General features: G+C 73.3%; 17 protein-coding genes. 14 read left to right on the top strand and 3 right to left on the bottom strand.

Annotation, left to right across the window (positions count from 1 at the left end):
* Positions 1 to 37 precede the first annotated feature (37 nt).
* The 5 genes from QSK22_RS13240 to QSK22_RS13220 all read left to right on the top strand — a co-directional run bounded on the left by QSK22_RS13240 (position 38) and on the right by QSK22_RS13220 (position 2,734).
* Positions 38 to 1,132 carry an LCP family protein gene (locus tag QSK22_RS13240; protein ID WP_285494414.1) on the top strand — a complete coding sequence of 365 codons (1,095 nt, stop codon included), beginning with the start codon at positions 38 to 40 and terminating at the stop codon, positions 1,130 to 1,132.
* Between the two features lie 92 nt (positions 1,133 to 1,224).
* Positions 1,225 to 1,527: a hypothetical protein gene (locus QSK22_RS13235; RefSeq protein WP_285494413.1), complete on the top strand. Its 303-nt coding sequence runs from the start codon at positions 1,225 to 1,227 to the stop codon at positions 1,525 to 1,527.
* Between the two features lie 85 nt (positions 1,528 to 1,612).
* A complete protein-coding gene (locus QSK22_RS13230; protein WP_285494412.1) occupies positions 1,613 to 1,768 on the top strand; it encodes a hypothetical protein in 156 nt (51 codons plus the stop codon).
* Between the two features lie 176 nt (positions 1,769 to 1,944).
* A complete protein-coding gene (locus QSK22_RS13225) occupies positions 1,945 to 2,112 on the top strand; it encodes a hypothetical protein (protein WP_285494411.1) in 168 nt (55 codons plus the stop codon).
* Positions 2,113 to 2,245: 133 nt separating this feature from the next.
* Positions 2,246 to 2,734: a glutathione peroxidase gene (locus QSK22_RS13220; protein WP_285494409.1), complete on the top strand. Its 489-nt coding sequence runs from the start codon at positions 2,246 to 2,248 to the stop codon at positions 2,732 to 2,734.
* A gap of 74 nt (positions 2,735 to 2,808) precedes the next feature.
* On the opposite strand, the gene QSK22_RS13215 is transcribed toward QSK22_RS13220, so the two are convergent.
* Both QSK22_RS13215 and QSK22_RS13210 read right to left on the bottom strand, forming a co-directional pair.
* Positions 2,809 to 3,351 (bottom strand): methylated-DNA--[protein]-cysteine S-methyltransferase, encoded by a 543-nt coding sequence (locus QSK22_RS13215; protein ID WP_285494408.1) that lies wholly within the window; start codon positions 3,349 to 3,351, stop codon positions 2,809 to 2,811.
* Between the two features lie 308 nt (positions 3,352 to 3,659).
* On the bottom strand, positions 3,660 to 4,883 hold the full coding sequence (locus QSK22_RS13210; RefSeq protein WP_285494407.1) for a hydroxymethylglutaryl-CoA lyase-like TIM-barrel protein: 1,224 nt from the start codon (positions 4,881 to 4,883) through the stop codon (positions 3,660 to 3,662).
* A 150-nt stretch (positions 4,884 to 5,033) separates the two neighbouring features.
* On the opposite strand from QSK22_RS13210, the gene QSK22_RS13205 reads away from it, so the two are divergent.
* The 5 genes from QSK22_RS13205 to lon all read left to right on the top strand — a co-directional run bounded on the left by QSK22_RS13205 (position 5,034) and on the right by lon (position 11,572).
* The gene (locus QSK22_RS13205) at positions 5,034 to 6,284 is read left to right on the top strand and encodes a citrate/2-methylcitrate synthase (protein WP_285494406.1); all 1,251 of its coding nucleotides are present in this window, start codon (positions 5,034 to 5,036) and stop codon (positions 6,282 to 6,284) included.
* Positions 6,285 to 6,345: 61 nt separating this feature from the next.
* Positions 6,346 to 6,708 carry a hypothetical protein gene (locus tag QSK22_RS13200; RefSeq protein WP_285494405.1) on the top strand — a complete coding sequence of 121 codons (363 nt, stop codon included), beginning with the start codon at positions 6,346 to 6,348 and terminating at the stop codon, positions 6,706 to 6,708.
* A gap of 108 nt (positions 6,709 to 6,816) precedes the next feature.
* Positions 6,817 to 7,146 (top strand): DUF3817 domain-containing protein, encoded by a 330-nt coding sequence (locus QSK22_RS13195; RefSeq protein ID WP_285494404.1) that lies wholly within the window; start codon positions 6,817 to 6,819, stop codon positions 7,144 to 7,146.
* A gap of 143 nt (positions 7,147 to 7,289) precedes the next feature.
* Positions 7,290 to 8,225 (top strand): bifunctional helix-turn-helix transcriptional regulator/GNAT family N-acetyltransferase, encoded by a 936-nt coding sequence (locus QSK22_RS13190; protein ID WP_285494403.1) that lies wholly within the window; start codon positions 7,290 to 7,292, stop codon positions 8,223 to 8,225.
* Positions 8,226 to 9,172: 947 nt separating this feature from the next.
* Complete coding sequence (gene lon, locus QSK22_RS13185) at positions 9,173 to 11,572, top strand: endopeptidase La (protein ID WP_285494402.1); 2,400 nt, start codon at positions 9,173 to 9,175, stop codon at positions 11,570 to 11,572.
* Positions 11,573 to 11,623: 51 nt separating this feature from the next.
* Here the strand turns inward: lon and QSK22_RS13180 are convergent, their stop codons facing one another.
* A complete protein-coding gene (locus QSK22_RS13180; RefSeq protein ID WP_285494401.1) occupies positions 11,624 to 13,129 on the bottom strand; it encodes a nitroreductase family deazaflavin-dependent oxidoreductase in 1,506 nt (501 codons plus the stop codon).
* A gap of 153 nt (positions 13,130 to 13,282) precedes the next feature.
* On the opposite strand from QSK22_RS13180, the gene QSK22_RS13175 reads away from it, so the two are divergent.
* The 4 genes from QSK22_RS13175 to QSK22_RS13160 all read left to right on the top strand — a co-directional run bounded on the left by QSK22_RS13175 (position 13,283) and on the right by QSK22_RS13160 (position 17,400).
* Positions 13,283 to 14,278: a Gfo/Idh/MocA family protein gene (locus QSK22_RS13175; RefSeq protein WP_285494400.1), complete on the top strand. Its 996-nt coding sequence runs from the start codon at positions 13,283 to 13,285 to the stop codon at positions 14,276 to 14,278.
* 283 nt (positions 14,279 to 14,561) lie between these two features.
* The gene (locus QSK22_RS13170; protein WP_285494399.1) at positions 14,562 to 15,539 is read left to right on the top strand and encodes a substrate-binding domain-containing protein; all 978 of its coding nucleotides are present in this window, start codon (positions 14,562 to 14,564) and stop codon (positions 15,537 to 15,539) included.
* On the top strand, positions 15,539 to 16,591 hold the full coding sequence (locus QSK22_RS13165) for an ABC transporter permease (protein ID WP_285494398.1): 1,053 nt from the start codon (positions 15,539 to 15,541) through the stop codon (positions 16,589 to 16,591). Before QSK22_RS13170 ends, QSK22_RS13165 begins: the two co-directional genes overlap by 1 nt.
* On the top strand, positions 16,588 to 17,400 hold the full coding sequence (locus QSK22_RS13160; protein WP_285494397.1) for an ATP-binding cassette domain-containing protein: 813 nt from the start codon (positions 16,588 to 16,590) through the stop codon (positions 17,398 to 17,400). Before QSK22_RS13165 ends, QSK22_RS13160 begins: the two co-directional genes overlap by 4 nt.
* Positions 17,401 to 17,457 lie beyond the last annotated feature (57 nt).

Here is a 17,457-nt window from a genome sequence, read left to right as displayed (position 1 = left end):
CAGACGGGGGCCGGACACTAATAGGAAGGGGACGCGCGTGGCACGCAGGCCCGCATCCTCCCAGGCGGGGCGCCCGTACGACCACGAGCACGACCCGTACGGGGACGCCTACGCAGACCCCTACGGACGGGATCCCTACAGCGGGGACCCCTACGACGGGGACCCGTACGCGGGACGCCGTCGCAGGCGGCGCTGGCCGCGCGTGCTGGCCGTGCTGCTGGCGCTGCTGCTGGTGGTCGTCGTCGGCGGCTACTTCTACCTCGACTCGCGGCTCAACCGGGAGTCCGTGCTGGAGGACTACGCCGGACGTGTCGCCGACACCCCCGGCACCAACTGGCTCATCGTCGGCTCCGACAGCCGGGAGGGGCTGACGCGGGAGCAGAAGCGGCAGTTCGCCACCGGCGACGCGCAGGGCCGCCGCACCGACTCGATGATGCTGCTGCACTACGGCGACGGCGGCACCACCCTCGTCAGCCTTCCGCGCGACTCCTATGTGGAGATCCCCGGCCACGGCCGCAACAAGCTCAACGCCGCGTTCGCGTTCGGCGGCCCCAAGCTGCTGGTGCGCACCGTCGAGCAGGCCACCGGCGTGCACATCGACCACTACGCCGAGATCGGGTTCGGCGGCTTCGTGGGCGTGGTCGACGCGATCGGCGGCGTCGAGATGTGCATCAAGGAGCCGATGCGCGACCGCAAGGCGGGCCTGAACCTGCAGGCGGGCTGCCAGACGCTCGACGGCGGCACGGCGCTCGGCTACGTGCGCACCCGCGCCTCGGCCCGCGCCGACCTGGACCGCGTCGAACGCCAGCGGCAGTTCTTCGGCGCGCTGATGAAGAAGAGCGCCAGCCCGGGGGTGCTGCTCAACCCGTTCCGCAGCATCCCGCTGGCCCTCAACGCCACCAGCAACTTCATGGTGGACGACGGCGACCACCTGCACGACCTGCTGCGCATGATGTGGGCGATGCGCGGCGTCACCGGCGGCGACGGCGTCACCACCACCGTGCCGATCGGCGGCTCCGGATCGGCCGCCGGAGTCGGCGCCTACATCACCTGGCACCGCACCAAGGCCGCGCAGCTGTTCGACGCCCTCAAGCAGGACCGGCCCGTCCCCTCGGACGCCATTTCCAACTGAAGGACGACGTGAGATTCGTCACCGCGGCCGGACGGCGCTGACGGCCCGGCCCGGGAACGCTCCCGGGCCGGGCCGCGCATTAGAGTCGGGTTATGGCCGATGCCACGCCCGACGCCGCCGACCTGGACCGGCTGCCGGCCAGGGAACTGCACGACAGGGCGGTCGCACGCGCCAAAGAGCGGCGCGACGTCGGCTTCCTGTGGGAGCTGCTGCGCGCGATCCCGGCGGCCGCGGCCGCCCTCGGCGAGCAGGACCGCGCCACGTTCGACCTGCTCCACGGGCTGTCGCTGCTGGAGGAGTTCACCCACGCCGGCCAGGGCGAGATGGCCGAGGCGCTGCGTCCCCTCTACACCGAGTACCTGACCCGTCACGGAATGCCCGCCGAGCGCGCTTGACGTGGTCTTTCCGCCGCCTTGGCGCGCCCGGTGCCGCCGCCGGGAATCACTGGGCGTGGAGCCCGTGACACAGAAGGTGGGGGACGTGAACAAGAAGTGGTTCAAGATGGCGGGGCTCGCCTTCGCCATCTGGTACATCGTCAGCCGGCCGGAGGCGGCGGCCGGCCTGGTCAACCAGAGCCTGGGCGGACTCGGCAGCGCCGCCGAGTCGTTCTCGACGTTCATCAGCGCCATCCCCTGACCTGCGGCGGGGCGCAGGCGCCCGCGGAACGCCGGAAGGACACGGGATTCTTCCGTCGCGGGGGATCATCGGGCTCCCGGGCCGTCACAGTAAACTCCCGCTTTGCGGGCAGACGCAGACGGGCACAATTGGTTCGGGTCATTGTGTCGCTGCGCTACTAGAGGGACGGCATCGGGATGTTGAAGAAGTACCTCCGCTACGGGGCCATCGCCTTCGTCATCTTCTACCTGCTCAGCTCGCCGCAGGACGCGGCAGGTGTCGTCAACAACGCGCTCGCGCAGCTGGGCAACGCCGGCACCCAGCTGGGGGCGTTCGTGACCTCCATCAACCTCGGGCAGGGTTAGCGGACACGGGGCGGGCTCCACGCGGCGGCGACCCGACGCGCCGCCCGGGGCCCCGCCTCGCGAATGTCGCCGTCCCGCCGCGACCGCGGCAGGTCGCGGCCGGGGCGGAGGGGGCGTCTCCTAAGATCGGCCCATGTCCGTCTACGACGTGGAGATCGGCGGTCTGCGGGGAGGCTCCGCGGACCTCCGGCAGTACCGGGGCAAGGCCGTGCTCATCGTGAACGTCGCCTCCAAGTGCGGCCTGACTCCCCAGTACGCCGGGCTGGAACGACTCCAGAAGCGGTACGCCGACCGCGGCTTCACCGTGCTCGGCGTGCCCTGCAACCAGTTCATGGGCCAGGAGCCGGGCACGCCGGAGGAGATCGCCGAGTTCTGCTCGGCGACCTACGGCGTCACCTTCCCGCTCACCGAGAAGGTCGAGGTCAACGGCGAGGGGCGGCACCCCCTCTACCAGCGCCTCGTCGGCTTCGCCGACGCCGGGGGCCACACCGGCGACATCCGCTGGAACTTCGAGAAGTTCCTGATCGCGCCGGACGGCACCGTCGTCGCGCGGTTCGCCCCCCAGGTCGAGCCCGAGTCCGACGAGGTCACCGCCGCGATCGAGGCCAACCTCCCCGGCTGACCGGCACGCCCGCGGCCGCCGCGGTCGGCGCGGCGGCCGCGCCGACCGGCTTCCACCGGCCGCGCGGCAGGTCGTCAGGGGCCCCGGTCCAGGTTCCAGTCCAGCGTGGCCGGAAGGGCGCCCTCGAGGGTGAGCAGCCAGCGCTTGACCTCGACGCCGGAGCCGCCGCTGTAGCCGCCCAGGCCGCCGGCCGCGACCACGCGGTGGCACGGCACGACGATCGGTATCGGGTTGCCGCCCATCACCTGCCCGATGGCCTGCGGCGGCAGCCCGGTGCCGCTGCGCTCGCCGAGTTCGCCGTAGGTCACCACCGAGCCGTACGGCACCGACTCGTGCAGCGTGGCCAGCACCTGCCGCTGCAGCCGCGACGTCAGCCGCCAGTCGACCGGCAGGTCGAACGGCACGGGCTCGCCGGCGAAGTACGCGGCGAGCCGTTCCAGCGCCGGGGCGGTGCGGGCGGGGTCGTCCACCACGGGCAGGCCGACCGCGGCCGCCACGCGGGCACGCTCGGCGGGGGAGTCGCGCCACCGCAGGCTCACCACCCCCTCCTCGGTCACGCCGACGAGCAGCGTGCCGAGCACGGTCTCGACCGCGCCGAACGCCAGGGTCGGCGTCATCGGCCCTCCGCCTCTCCGCGCGCCGCGGCCCTGCCGCCGCGCCTACCGCCGTGGACGAACACCAGCACCCTCCCATCATCCCGCCTCCGCGCACCCCCGCGGGACGCGGGTCACGGCGCGGCCAGGAGGCGGTGGAGGCGGACCGACCCGCGGACCGGGCGGCTGCCGCACCGCCTCGGGCCCGGCCGCCTCGGCGCGCAGGTCGCCGGCCCCGAGGGCCGCCGGTACCGGTAGGTCTGCGCCGGTCCCGCCGGCGCCGTGATCGCCATGGCAGGACCATGGACGGCGCATCGGACACCTCCGCCGGGTCAGTCCAGCAGCCCGGGGAACAGCAGCGCGAGCTGGTGCGGGAAGGCCGCGATCAGGCGCAGCTCGTCGTCGGTCAGCGGACGGCCCGTCATCGCATTGCACAGCTGGACGAGCTTGAACGCCGACTCCTCGTCCGCGGGCTCCACGCCCAGCCCGTCCAGCACGTGCCGGAACCCCGCGCGGCCGCCGTACTCGCCGGTCAGCACGACCCGCCCGCGCCGCGCGTGCCAGTCCTCGGGGAAGGGCCCGAGCACCTCCTCGTCGTACAGCTCGTAGTTGCCGTGGTCCTTCAGCGCCCCGTCGGCGTGGATGCCCGACTCGTGCGCGAACGCGTTCGCCCCGACGCCGACCTGGTTGTAGGGCAGCGGCTGGCCGAGCGCGTAGCTCGCCCACAGCGCGAACCGCCGCGCCCACGACAGGTCGATGGGATCGCCGATCTCGGCGCGCCCGTCCAGCCCGAACCCGTGCCGGAAGGCCAGGATCGTCGACAGCAGGTCGGCGTTGCCGGCCCGCTCGCCGATTCCGTTGACGCAGGTGTTGACCCAGGCGTCCTGCCCGGCCTCCAGGTCGCCCAGCGCGCCCGACACCGAGTTGGCCACCGCCATGCCGAGGTCGTTGTGGCAGTGCGTCTCGACCGGCATCCCGGTCGCGGCGGCCAGCTTGGCGAACCGCTCCCGGATCCGGTCGGGGGTGTCGCCGCCGATGGTGTCGCAGTAGCGCACGCGGTCCGCGCCCGCCTCCTTGGCGGCCAGCGCGAACTCGGTGAGGAAGCCGTCGTCGGTGCGCGAGCCGTCCTCGGCGTTCACCCCGACGGTATGCGCGCCGCCGGCCTTGGCGGTGCGGACCGCCTCGGTCATCTCCCGGATGATCGCGGCGCGGTCCAGGCGCCCCCGGAACTTGTTGGCGATCATGTAGTCGGACGTGGAGATGGACAGGTTGTAGTGCCGCAGGCCGAGGGGCAGGGCCTGCTCGACGTCCCGGGCGATGCCGCGGCACCAGCCCGACAGCCGCAACTCGCCGAACGCTCCGGCCTCGGCCAGCGCGACCTGCGCGCGCACGTACGGCGCCTCGTGGAACAGGAACGGGAAGCCGATCTCCGACTGCGCCACGCCGAGACGTCCCAGGTAGAAGTTCACCATCGTCTTGCCGAACTTCGACAGCCCGGTGCGGGCCGTCTGCACGCCGTCGCGGTTGGTGACGTCGAGGAAGTGGATCCGGGGCATGGCACGCCGCCTTTCGCTCGTCGGGTACTCGCTTGCCGGGGTCCGCCCGTGGGCCCATCCGGATTCGCCCACCGGGGAGCCCGTCGCCTCAGATTGACACCGCGATCGACATGTATCAATATTGATTAAAATCAATATGAGGAGCTGGGGATGGCAGAGCATGCGCAGGCGGGGGAGTGGATCGACGCCGCGGCGGCCGCACGCCGACTCGGTGTGAAGCCCGCCACGTTGTACTCCTACGTCAGCCGCGGGGTGCTGCGCCGGCGGCGCGACTGCGGCGGGCGGCGCAGCCTGTTCGACGCCGCCGAGGTCGAGCAGCTGGCGCGGCGCGGCCGGCCCCGCCGCCCGCCGGCCCCGGCCGAGCTGGTCATCGAGTCGTCCGTCACCGCGCTGGGCGCCGACCGCCCGTACTACCGCGGCCGCGACGCCCTCGAACTGGCCGGCGAGCAGCCCTTCGAGGCGGTCGCCGCCTGGCTGTGGACGGGCGAGCCCGGGGACGGCGAGGCGGGCCGGTGGCGGGCGTCCGGCGAGGGCCTGGCCGCCGCCGTCGCCGCCCAGTCCGGGCTGCCCGCCGACGTGCTCCCGCTCGACCGCCTCCAGGTGATCACCACGGCGCTCGCCGCCGCCGACCCGCTGCGCTTCCACCTCGACCGCCCCGGCGTGATCGCCACCGCCCGCGCCCTCATCGCCGGCCTCGTCGACGCGCTGCCCCGCGTCGGGTCCGCCGGGCGGGATGCGCCGCCCGCCGCCGGAGCCGAGGGGGCGGGGACGATCGCCGAGCGGCTGTGGGGGCGGCTGTGCGGCGCGCCGCCGTCGCCGGGGCTGATGCGGGCGCTGCAGGCGGCGCTCGTGCTGATGGCCGACCATGAGCTGGCCGCCTCCACGCTCGCCGCGCGGGTGGCCGCGTCCGTCCGCGCCGACCCGTACGCGGTGGTCGCCGCTGGGCTGGGCGTGCTGGGCGGGCCATTGCACGGGGGCGCGTCCTACGGCGCCGAGTTGATGCTCGCCGAGATCGGCGAGCCCGGCCGGGCGTCCCGGGTGATCGGCGAGCGGCTGCGCGGCGGCCAGCGCATCCCCGGGCTCGGGCACAGCGTCTACAAGTCGGGCGACGCCCGCTTCGCCCGCCTCTACGGGCTCGTGCGCGACGCGGCGCCGGACGACCCGCGGCTCGACGTGGTCGACGCCGTCCTGGCCGAGGCGTCCCGGCGGCGCCTGCCCGCGCCCAACAGCGACCTGGCGCTGGCCGCGCTCACCTCGGTCGCCGGGATGGCCCCGGGCGCGGGGGAGGTCGTCTTCGCGGTGGCGCGCACCGCCGGGTGGATCGCGCACGCGCTGGAGGAGTACGGGCGCGGCGGCCCGCTGCGGCCCCGCGCCGTCTACACCGGACCGCCCCCGACCTGAGGAAACGTCGATGCCCGGGGGTGGTCACGGCCTCGCCGGACCCCGGGGTAGGCTCGATGCCGTGCGAAGGTTCTTCACCCCCGGATGGCTTGGGCTGCACGCCCTGGCGATCGTGCTGTTCGTGGCCTTCCTCGGCTTCGGGTGGTGGCAGTTCGAGCGGGCCCAGTCGGGCAACGACCGCAGCTGGGCCTACACCTTCGAATGGCCGATCTTCGCCTGCTTCGTGATCGTCATGTGGGTCAAGATGATCCGCGACGAGCTCAACGGCGACTCCGCGCCCCGCGCGCCGAAGGTCATCGAGGACCCCGTCGAGGCCAAGGTGAAGCAGGAGATCATCCGTCGGCAGGAGGAAGAGGACCCGGAGCTGGCGGCCTACAACCGCTACCTGGCGCGGCTGAACGCGCAGGCGGGCCGCCCCGACTGACCCGCACCGGAGCCGTCGGCCGCAAGCGCCCCGAGCTTAGGCGCCCGCGGCGGTGCCGTCCTGCCGGAAACCGCTTGAGACCAGGACCCGCTGAGAGAGGTGTGATTCGTGGAAGCGGCCATCAACCGGTACCGCATCCTGGCGATCGTCGTCGGCGTGATGCTGCTGATGGTCGTCTTCGTCGGCATGCCGATCCGCTACATCGGCGGCAACCCCACCCCGTCGTCGATCATCTCCCCGATCCACGGCGCCCTGTACATCGTCTACCTGGCGATGGCCTACGACCTGTGGCGCCGGGCGCAGTGGCCGCTCAAGCAGATGGTGATCATGGTGTCCGCGGGGCTGGTGCCCTTCCTGGCCTTCTTCATCGAGCGGCGGATCGTCCGGCAGGCGCGGGAGACGGCGCGCGCCGTCGAGCAGCCGGTCGCCGAGGTCTGATCGGCACGGTCTGATCGGCACGGTCTGATCGGCACGGTCTGATCGGCACGGTCTGAATCCGCGCCGCGGCCCGCGGCCGCCCTCCGCCTGGACGGTCTTGTCCAGATATGTTTGACTGAGTCAAACGTTCTGGAGGTGGCGTCATGACTGTCTCGATGACTGTCTCGGCGGAGGACGTGTCGGCGGTCCGCTCGTTCAACCGCTTCTACACCCGCATCATCGGGGTGCTCGGCGAGGGGCTGGTGCACACCCCGTACTCGCTGACCGAGGCGAGGGTGATCTTCGAGCTGGCCCAGCGGGACGCCACCGAGGTGCTGGACCTGCGCCGCACCCTCGACCTGGACGCCGGCTACCTGAGCCGCATGCTGGCCCGCTTCGAGAGCGACGGCCTGGTGCTGCGCGAACGGTCGCCCAAGGACGCGCGCCGCCAGATCGTCCGGCTCACCGGGCGGGGCCGCGAGGTGTTCGCCATGCTCGACGAGCGGTCCGGCGCCGAGATCCGCGACATGCTGGAGCGGCTCCCGGACGGCGAGCGGCGGCGGCTCGTCGCGGCCATGCGGACCATCCGCGGCATCCTCGACGGCGCCGCCCCCGCGCGCGCCTTCGCGCTGCGTCCGCTGCGCCCCGGCGACCTGGGCTGGGTGGTGCAGCGCAACGGCGCCCTCTACGACGCCGAGTGCGGCTGGGACCGCACCTACGAGGCGCTGGTCGCCAGGGTCGTGGCCGACTACGTCGACGGGCACGACCCCGAACGGGAGAACGCCTGGATCGCCGAGATCGACGGCGAGCCGGTCGGCAGTGTGTTCTGCGTGCGCCGCGACGACCGCACGGCCCAGCTGCGGCTGCTGCACGTCGAGCCGAGCGCGCGCGGGATGGGCGTCGGCACGGCCCTGGTGGACGAGTGCCTGCGCTTCGCCGCCGCCGCGGGCTACCGGGAGATCATGCTGTGGACCACGGCCCTGCAGAAGGCCGCCCGCCGCATCTACGAGCGCGCCGGGTTCGAGCTGGAGCTGGAGGAGGAGCCCGTCGAGCGGTTCGGCACCCGCATCCACGGCCAGTACTGGCGCCGCGCCCTGTGACAGCGGACGACCTGTGACAGCGGACGACCTGTGAGACGGGACGACCTGTGAGACGGGACGACCTGTGAGACGGGACGGCCCGCGGAGACGCGGTCTCCGCGGGCCTGGTACCGCAGCGGTATTCGGTTCATCTGTGCGGACGGCCCGGGAACGGGGTCGGGACAGGGGTGCCGGACCGCCCTGGTGATCGCTTGCCTGTGCCACTCACCTCCCTTCGGGGACGGCCGTACGGCCGTGCGGGGAACGGCCGCACGCTCGGGTCGCGCCACGCGTCCGGGGACGGTCGGAGCGGACGGGGGGCGCCGGTGCCGCGGGGGCGTACGGCACCGGCGCCCGGAGGGACGGCCGGCCGGGGAGCCGGGCGCCCGTTGTCGGGGAGCCTGCCGCCGCACCGCGCTCCTGCGGCGGCAGGCCCGCCTTCGGCCCGGAGCGGCCGAGAACCCGAGGCGTGCCGCCGGGCGCAGGCACCGCGGGCACCCGAACGCGCAAGGGGGCGATGCCGGTGCGGGCCGACGCGCCGGGACGGTCCTCGGCCGTCCGGACGAGGTCGTGCGACGGGGCGGACGGAAGGGGCGCGCAGACCCTCGCCGTGTGCGGCATGTGACCCCTCCTCGTTCCGCCGGGTCGGGCCTTTACCGGCCCGGAGGGTTGACCTTCACTCGCTGTCACGATCTCGTTGCGGTAAGTACCCTCAGGTCATGACCCTGTAAACGCCGCCCTAGGAAGATCTGTGACGGCGGCCGCCCGGCGGCCGCCGCCTCACAAGGCGGGCGCGGCCGCCGATGAGGCCGGCCGGGGCGTCAGGTGGATGATCGCTCAGAGCGAACGTTGTCGAGGAAACAAAATCCTGCTCCGTTTTCTTGAGTGGAAGTGACTCAACCTTGTTGGGTCCGCAGGGCGGTTCCCGGGGGACGGGGGCCGTCGCCGACATGGACTTGGAGCGGAGCATGAGCGAGACCCTGACGCTGCCGGTGCTGCCCCTGGACGACGGGGCCGTTCTGCCCGGCATGGTCGTCCCCCTCGACCTGTCCGAGGGGGAGGTGCGGGCGGCGGTCGAGGCGGCGCGGGCCGCGGCGCGCACGGCGGGGCCGGGGATACGGTCGGCGCCCAAGCCGCGGGTGCTGCTGGTGCCCCGGCTGGAAGGGCGGTACGCGGCGGTCGGGACGCTGGGCGTGGTGGAGCAGGAGGGGCGGCTCCCCGACGGCGGGCCGGGCGCGGTGGTGCGCGGCGTGGCGCGGGTGCGCATCGGCACCGGGACGACCGGTCCGGGCGCGGCGCTGTGGGTGGAGGGCACCCGCATCGAGGAGCCGCCCGCCACCGGGCGCGCGCAGGAGCTGGCCAAGGAGTACAAGGGCCTGGTGAGCGCGATCCTGCAGAAGCGGGGCGCCTGGCAGGTCGTGGACGTGGTGCAGCGCATCGACGACCCGTCGGCGCTGGCCGACAACGCCGGGTACGCGCCCTACCTGTCGCAGGAGCAGAAGATCGAGCTGCTGGAGACCACCGACGTGGTGGAGCGGCTCACCCTGGTCATCGGCTGGGCGCGCGACCACCTGGCCGAGCTGGACGTGGCGGAGACGATCCGCAAGGACGTCCAGGAGGGCATGGAGAAGACGCAGCGCGAGTTCCTGCTCCGGCAGCAGCTGGAGGCCATCCGCAAGGAGCTGGCCGAGCTGAACGGCGAGCCCGCGGGCGAGCAGGACGACTACCGCGCCCGCATCGAGGCCGCCGACCTGCCGGAGAAGGTGCGCGAGGCCGCGCTGAAGGAGGTCGAGAGGCTGGAGCGGGCGTCCGACGCCTCCCCGGAGGGCGGCTGGATCCGCACCTGGCTGGACACGGTGCTGGACATCCCGTGGAACACCCGCACCGAGGACGCCTACGACATCGCGGGCGCCCGCGCCGTGCTGGACGAGGACCACGCGGGCCTGGACGACGTCAAGGACCGCATCGTCGAGTACCTGGCGGTGCGCAAGCGGCGCGCCGACCGCGGCCTCGGCGTCGTCGGCGGGCGGCGCAGCGGCGCGGTGCTGGCGCTGGCCGGCCCGCCCGGGGTCGGCAAGACCTCGCTGGGCGAGTCGATCGCGCGCGCCATGGGGCGCAGGTTCGTGCGGGTCGCGCTGGGCGGCGTGCGCGACGAGGCGGAGATCCGCGGGCACCGGCGCACCTACGTCGGCGCCCTGCCGGGCCGCATCGTGCGCGCCATCCGCGAGGCGGGGTCGATGAACCCGGTGGTGCTGCTGGACGAGGTGGACAAGCTCGGCGCCGACTACCGGGGTGACCCGACCGCGGCGCTGCTGGAGGTGCTGGACCCCGAGCAGAACCACACCTTCCGCGACCACTACCTGGAGGTCGAGCTCGACCTGAGCGACGTGCTGTTCCTGGCCACCGCCAACGTCGTGGAGGCCGTCCCCGGGCCGCTGCTGGACCGCATGGAGCTGGTGCGGCTCGACGGCTACACCGAGCACGAGAAGGTGGTCATCGCCCGCGACCACCTGCTGCCCCGGCAGTTGGACAAGGCCGGGCTGGAGGCGTCGGAGGTGTCCTTCGACGACGCGGCGCTGCGGCGGCTGGCGACCGAGTACACCCGGGAGGCGGGCGTGCGGTCGCTGGACCGCTCGATCGCCCGGGTGCTCCGCAAGATCGCCGCGAACGTGGCGCTGGGCCGCGAGACGCTGCCGGTCTCGGTGGGCGCCGGCGACCTGAAGCGGTATCTGGGACGGCCCCGGCACACCCCCGAGGTGGAGCTGAGCCGTTCCGAGCAGCGCACCGCGGTGCCCGGCGTGGCCACCGGCCTGGCGGTCACCGGCACCGGCGGCGACGTGCTGTACATCGAGGCGTCGCTGGCCGACCCGGAGACCGGCGACACCGGAGTGACACTGACCGGCCAGCTGGGCGAGGTGATGAAGGAGTCGGCGCGGATCGCGCTCAGCTACCTGCGCTCGCGCGGCGCCGAGCTGGAGCTGCCGGTCGGCGACCTGAAGGACCGCGGCGTGCACATCCACGTGCCCGCCGGCGCGATCCCCAAGGACGGGCCGAGCGCGGGCATCACGATGACCACCGCCCTGGCGTCGCTGCTGTCGGGCCGTCCGGTGCGGCCGGACGTGGCGATGACCGGCGAGGTGTCGCTGACCGGGCGGGTGCTGCCCATCGGCGGGCTGAAGCAGAAGCTGCTGGCGGCCCACCGGCAGGGCATCACCACCGCCATCGTGCCCAAGCGCAACGAGCCGGACCTGGAGGACGTGCCGGCCGAGGTGCTGGAGAAGCTGACGGTGTTCGCCGTCAGCGACGTCCGCGAGGTCCTCGACCTGGCCCTGGAGCCCGCCACCAACGGCTCCGCCGTCGCCGCGTGACGGCGGCCCCGCAGGCGCCCGCGCCGGAGGCGTTCCGGCGCGGGCGCCGCGCTAGGCGCGCGGGGTGAGCCGGAAGACGCGCAGCTGCCGGGTGACGCGGCCGGCGTACTGGTCGTAGACGGGCCAGACCCTCAGCAGCCGGGGCCAGACCTCGGCGCGTTCGGCGTCGTCGAGCAGGTGCGCGGTGACCGGGACGGTGCGGCCGCGGAAGCTGACCTCGGCCTCGGGGTTCTTCAGCAGGTTGCCGCTCCAGGCCGGGTGCTTGTCGTGGCCGAAGTTGGAGCCGACGACGATCCACGAGCCGTCCGGTTCGGGCAGGCAGGCCAGCGGCGCCCGGCGGGGGAGGCCGGACACCGCGCCGGTGGTGGTCAGCACCAGGCTGGGCACCACGGCCTGGCCGAGCAGGAACCGGCCGCCGGTCAGCCGGTGCAGCGCCCTGTCCAGCGGCGGGACGACTTTGGGACCGACCCTGGCGAACCAGAGCGAGCCCGAGACGCGCTGGACGGTGCGGCGGGTCAGACCGGTCATCGGCTGCTCCTTTCGGGGGGCGAGCCGCCCGGCGCGGCGGGCGGGCAGGTGGCCGGCGGCGGCCAGCCAGGCCAGCGCGTCGGCGACCGTCTCGCGGGGCGGGCGGAGGGTGAGGCCGAGGGCGTCGAGGGCGGGCCGGTCGTCGGTCGGCACGAGCGTGACCATGAGCTCGGCGGCGTCCCTGGTCAGCGGGTAGTCGAAGGGGCGCACTCGCTTGACGGCGTCCAGCGCGGACCCCAGGCCGAGCATGGCCCCGGCCGGCACGGGCAGGCGGCGGCAGCGCACGCCGGTCAGGTCGTCGCACAGGTCGGCGAGCTGCGGCCAGGTGAGGTAGTGGCCGCCGAGCATCCAGCGGCGCGGCCCCCGGCCGGGCGCGACGGCGCGGGCCAGCGCCTCGGCCAGGTCGCGCACGTCCAGCACGGACACGCCCCCCGGAGGCATCGGCCACAGCAGGCTGAGCGCGCCGGCCAGGCCCGCCATGAGCGAGTCCAGCCGGGGCTGGTGCGGGCCGCACACCCCGCCCGGGTAGACGGTGGTGACGGGCGCGCCGGCGTCCTGCAGTTCGCGGACGTAGCGTTCGGCGGCGACCTTCGAGCGGCCGTAGGCGGTGCGGGGCGCGGCCAGCGGGCCGTCGGCCGTGATGACGGGCCCGGGCGGCGGGACGAACACCGCGACGGTCGACACGTGCACCACCGGGTCCAGGCCGCGCGCCACGGCGCCGCCGACGACGTTGCGGGTGCCGGCCGCGTTCACCTCGACCAGGTCGGCGGACGGGCCGGTGACGCCGACCGCGGCGGCCGCGTGGATCGCGGCGTCGCAGCCGTCCAGCGCCGCGGCGACCGAAGCGCCGTCGAGCATGTCGCCGGGGACCAGTTCGACGCGGTCGGCCGGCACGTCCAGCGCCGCCAGGACCCCGGCGGCGCGCCCCGGGTCGCGCACGAGCGCGCGCGGTCGGTGGCCCGCGGCCAGCAGCGCGCGCACGGTGTGGGAGCCGACGAACCCGGATGCACCGGTGACGAGGACCCGCATGGCAGAAACCTAGCGCCCGGAAACCTAGCGCTTGCCAGCAAGTGCCTACTTTTCGGACTCCTTTATATTGCTTGACGGACAGTCCCAGGCGTTGACGATCATGGAACGCTCCAGCACACTCGGGGGCCACCCAACCGCCGATCGGGAGAGCGCATGAGGATCGGACTTGTCGGCGCGGGGCGCATCGGGGCGCGCCATGCCGCCGCGCTGCGGGAGATGCCCGAGGTCGACTCGCTGATGGTGGCCGACGCCGACGCGGAGAGGGCGCGGAGCCTGGCCGCCGGCCTGGACGTGCGGGCCGCGGAATCGGTGGGGGAGCTGTTCGAGGCCGGCCTGGACGGGCTGGTCGTCGCCGCGGCCACCGAGGCGCACGCGGCCCTGGTCGCCCGCGGCGTGGCGGCCGGAGTGCCGGTGTTCTGCGAGAAGCCCCTCGCCCCGGATCTTGATGGAACGTTCCAAGCAGTGCGGTCCGCGGCCGCCGCCGGCGTGCCCGTGCAGGTCGGCTTCCAGCGCCGCTTCGACGCCGGGTACACCGCCGCGCGCGAGGCCGTCGCCGGCGGGCGGCTCGGCTGGCTGCACACCGTCCGCTCCTGCACCTTCGACCCCGCCCCGCCGCCGCCGTCGTACGTGCCGGGCTCCGGCGGCCTGTTCCGCGACTGCCTCATCCACGACCTGGACGCGATCCGGTACGTCACCGGCCGGGAGGTCGCCACGGTGGCCGCCGTCGGCGCCAACCGGGGCGACGAGGTCTTCCGCCGCCACGGCGACGTCGACACCGGCGCGGCCGTGCTGACCCTCGACGACGGGACGCTGTGCCTGCTGTCCGCCACCCGCTACAACGCCGCGGGCTACGACGTGCGGCTGGAGCTGTTCGGCTCCAAGGACAGCATCGTGGCCGGGCTGGACGAGCGCACCCCCGTCACCGGGCTGCCCGGCGGCCCGCCTCCCCGGCGCCCCTACACCGGGTTCCTGGACCGCTTCGCCGACGCCTACGACGCCGAGCTGCGCGCCTTCGTCGGCCTCGTCGCCGGCCGGCACGGCAATCCTTGCCCGCCCGAGGAGGCGCTGGAGGCGTTCTACCTGGCCGAGGCGTGCGACCTGGCCCGGCGGGAGAACCGGATCGTGGACGTGGCGGAGGTGCGGCGATGAGGCGGGCTCCCGGGCGGCATGCTCCCGTGCGGCATGCTCCCGGGCGGCATGCTCCCGGGCGGCATGCTCCCGGGCGGCATGCTCCCGGGCGGCATGTCCCCGGGCGGCATGTCCCCGGGCGGCATGTCCCCGGGCGGCAGGGGCCGCCGTCCCCGACCAGGGCACGGGAATGTACCGGCGGCCACGAGGCGGGAGCGTTAACATCTCGCGATCATCGGAGTCCGGAGGACACCGACTCGGGCAACACATCCCACCCACCCACTCGGGGAGAACGGAGACGCCGATGAAGCGCACACGGACCATGGCCCTGGTGGCCCTGGGCGCCGCGGCATCACTCGCACTGAGCGCCTGCAGCCAGTCGGGCGGCAAGAAGGCCGAGGAGAGGGCCACCGCGGACGGGCCGCGACTCACCATCGCGATGGTCACCCACTCCGGGCCGGGCGACGCGTTCTGGGACATCGTGCAGAAGGGCGCGCAGGCGGCCGCCGCCAAGCACGGCGCCAAGTTCCTCTACTCGGCCGACCCGGACGGCGGCAAGCAGGCCCAGCTCGTCCAGTCCGCGATCGACAAGAAGGTGGACGGCATCATCGTCACCTTCGCCAAGCCGGACGCGCTCAAGGACGTGGTGGGCCGGGCCGTCTCCGCCGGGATCCCGGTGGTCTCCATCAACTCCGGGGCGGACGTCTCCGCCCAGTACGGCGCGATCGCCCACTTCGGGCAGGACGAGACGGTCGCGGGCGAGGCCGCCGGGCGCGAGCTGGCCAAGATCGGCGCCAAGAAGGCCCTGTGCGTCATCCACGAGCAGGGCAACGTCGGGCTGGAGGACCGCTGCGCCGGGGCGCGCAAGACCTTCGGCGGGCAGATGCAGGACCTGTTCGTCCAGGGCACCAACATGCCGCAGGTCAAGTCGTCCATCAGCGCCAAGCTGCAGGCCGACCGCGACATCGACGGCGTGCTCACGCTGAACGCCGCGGTCGCCGCCACCGCCGTCGACTCGGTCAAGGAGAGCGGCTCCAAGGCCAAGGTCGCCACGTTCGACCTCAACAAGGACCTGGTCGCGCTGATGAAGGCGGGATCGGTGCAGTTCGCCGTCGACCAGCAGCCCTACCTGCAGGGGTACGAGGCCGTCGACGAGGTGTGGCTGTACCGCACCAACGGCAACGTGCTGGGCGGCGGCCGGCCCGTGCTGACCGGGCCCGCCATCGTCTCCAAGGACGACGCGGCGCGGATCGAGACGTACGCCGACCGGGGGACGCGCTGATGGGGCAGGTGGTCGTGGAGCCGTCTGCACCGGCGGCCGACGAGCGGCTGGCCCGGCAGTCGTGGGCGCGCCGCCTGCTGGCCCGCCCCGAGCTGGGGGCGCTGCTCGGCGCCGTTGCGGTGTTCGTGTTCTTCTCCCTGGTCGCCGACGCGTTCCTGCGCGCCGAATCGTTCTCCACCGTCCTGTACGCCAGCTCGACGTTCGGCATCATGGCGGTCGGGGTGTCGCTGCTGATGATCGGCGGCGAGTTCGACCTGTCCGCCGGGGTGATGGTGACGACCTCGGCGCTGGTGGCCGCGCTGGTCAGCTACCAGCTCACGCTGAACCTGTGGGTGGGGGTGGCGCTGTCCCTCGTCGTCACCCTCGGCCTCGGGTTCCTCAACGGCCTGCTGTACGTCAAGACGGGGCTGCCGAGCTTCATCATCACGCTGGCGACGTTCTTCATGCTGGCCGGCGGCAACCTCGGCGTCACCAAGGCGGTCACCGGAAACGTGGCCAGCGACTCGGTCCGCGACATGGACGGCTTCTCCTCGGCGCGCGCGGTGTTCGCCTCCGACCTCGACATCGGCGGCGTCAACGTCAACATCACCGTGTTGTGGTGGCTGCTGCTCGTCGCCGTCGCCACCTGGATCCTGCTGCGCACCCGGATCGGCAACTGGATCTTCGCGGTGGGCGGCGCCCCGGCCAGCGCCCGCGCGGTCGGCGTGCCGGTCGACCGCGTCAAGATCGGGCTGTTCATGGGGGTGGCGTTGTGCGCCTGGCTGTCGGGCATGCACCTGGTGTTCGCGTTCGCCACCGTGCAGTCCGGGGAGGGCGTGGGCAACGAGTTCTTCTACATCATCTGCGCGGTGATCGGCGGCTGCCTGCTGACCGGCGGGTACGGCTCGGCGGTCGGCGCCGCCATCGGCGCGTTCATCTTCGGCATGACCAACAAGGGCATCGTGTACGCCGAGTGGAACCCCGACTGGTTCAAGTTCTTCCTCGGTGCGATGCTGCTCGTGGCCACCGTGGTCAACCTGGTGGTCCGGCGCAGAGTGGAGCAGGCGCGATGAGCGGACGGGTGCCGCTGCTGCGGCTGGACGGCGTCGGCAAGAACTACGGCAACATCATCGCGCTGCGCGAGGTGTCGCTGGAGGTGCACGCCGGGGAGGTCGCCTGCGTGCTGGGCGACAACGGCGCGGGCAAGTCCACCCTCATCAAGATCATCGCGGGGCTGCACCGGCACGACAGCGGGACCTACGAAGTCCAGGGCGAGCCGGTGGAGTTCGCCTCCCCCCGCGACGCGCTCGACCGCGGCATCGCCACCGTCTACCAGGACCTGGCCGTGGTGCCGCTCATGCCGGTGTGGCGCAACTTCTTCCTCGGCTCGGAGAAGCGCAAGGGGTTCGGGCCGTTCAGCCGCCTGGACGTCGACTTCATGCGCCGCACCGCCAAGGGCGAGTTGCTGAACATGGGCATCGACCTGCGGGACGTCGACCAGCCCATCGGCACCCTGTCGGGCGGCGAACGGCAGTGCGTGGCGATCGCCCGCGCCGTGTACTTCGGCGCCAAGGTCCTGATCCTGGACGAGCCGACCGCCGCGCTGGGCGTCAAGCAGGCCGGGGTCGTGCTGCGCTACATCGTCCAGGCCCGCGAACGCGGCCTCGGCGTGGTGTTCATCACCCACAACCCGCACCACGCCTACCCGGTCGGGGACCGCTTCCTCATCCTCAACCGGGGCCGCAGCATCGGCTACCACACCAAGGACGAGATCACCCGCGAGGAGCTCACCTCCCTCATGGCGGGCGGCGCCGAACTCCAGGAGCTCGCCCACGAACTGGAGTCGACGTCCCGCACCGTCGCCGACGAGCTGTCCGAATGACGCCGCGTCCCCCTGCCCCGCCCGGTTGAACGGGGCAGGGGGCGCGCTGCGTACAGG

This window comes from Actinomadura sp. NBRC 104425 (assembly GCF_030269545.1).
In the GTDB taxonomy this organism is placed as follows: Bacteria; Actinomycetota; Actinomycetes; order Streptosporangiales; family Streptosporangiaceae; genus Spirillospora; species Spirillospora keratinilytica.
This window is presented reverse-complemented; position numbering and strand designations above follow the sequence as displayed.

Coding starts and splice junctions, on each gene's coding strand:
- QSK22_RS13235 (WP_285494413.1), top strand. CDS start 1,225: ATGGCCGATGCCACGCCCGACGCCGCCGACCTGGACCGGCTGCCGGCC.
- QSK22_RS13225 (WP_285494411.1), top strand. CDS start 1,945: ATGTTGAAGAAGTACCTCCGCTACGGGGCCATCGCCTTCGTCATCTTC.
- QSK22_RS13220 (WP_285494409.1), top strand. CDS start 2,246: ATGTCCGTCTACGACGTGGAGATCGGCGGTCTGCGGGGAGGCTCCGCG.
- QSK22_RS13215 (WP_285494408.1), bottom strand. CDS start 3,351: ATGACGCCGACCCTGGCGTTCGGCGCGGTCGAGACCGTGCTCGGCACG.
- QSK22_RS13210 (WP_285494407.1), bottom strand. CDS start 4,883: ATGCCCCGGATCCACTTCCTCGACGTCACCAACCGCGACGGCGTGCAG.
- QSK22_RS13205 (WP_285494406.1), top strand. CDS start 5,034: ATGGCAGAGCATGCGCAGGCGGGGGAGTGGATCGACGCCGCGGCGGCC.
- QSK22_RS13190 (WP_285494403.1), top strand. CDS start 7,290: ATGACTGTCTCGATGACTGTCTCGGCGGAGGACGTGTCGGCGGTCCGC.
- lon (WP_285494402.1), top strand. CDS start 9,173: ATGAGCGAGACCCTGACGCTGCCGGTGCTGCCCCTGGACGACGGGGCC.
- QSK22_RS13180 (WP_285494401.1), bottom strand. CDS start 13,129: ATGCGGGTCCTCGTCACCGGTGCATCCGGGTTCGTCGGCTCCCACACC.
- QSK22_RS13175 (WP_285494400.1), top strand. CDS start 13,283: ATGAGGATCGGACTTGTCGGCGCGGGGCGCATCGGGGCGCGCCATGCC.
- QSK22_RS13170 (WP_285494399.1), top strand. CDS start 14,562: ATGAAGCGCACACGGACCATGGCCCTGGTGGCCCTGGGCGCCGCGGCA.
- QSK22_RS13165 (WP_285494398.1), top strand. CDS start 15,539: ATGGGGCAGGTGGTCGTGGAGCCGTCTGCACCGGCGGCCGACGAGCGG.
- QSK22_RS13160 (WP_285494397.1), top strand. CDS start 16,588: ATGAGCGGACGGGTGCCGCTGCTGCGGCTGGACGGCGTCGGCAAGAAC.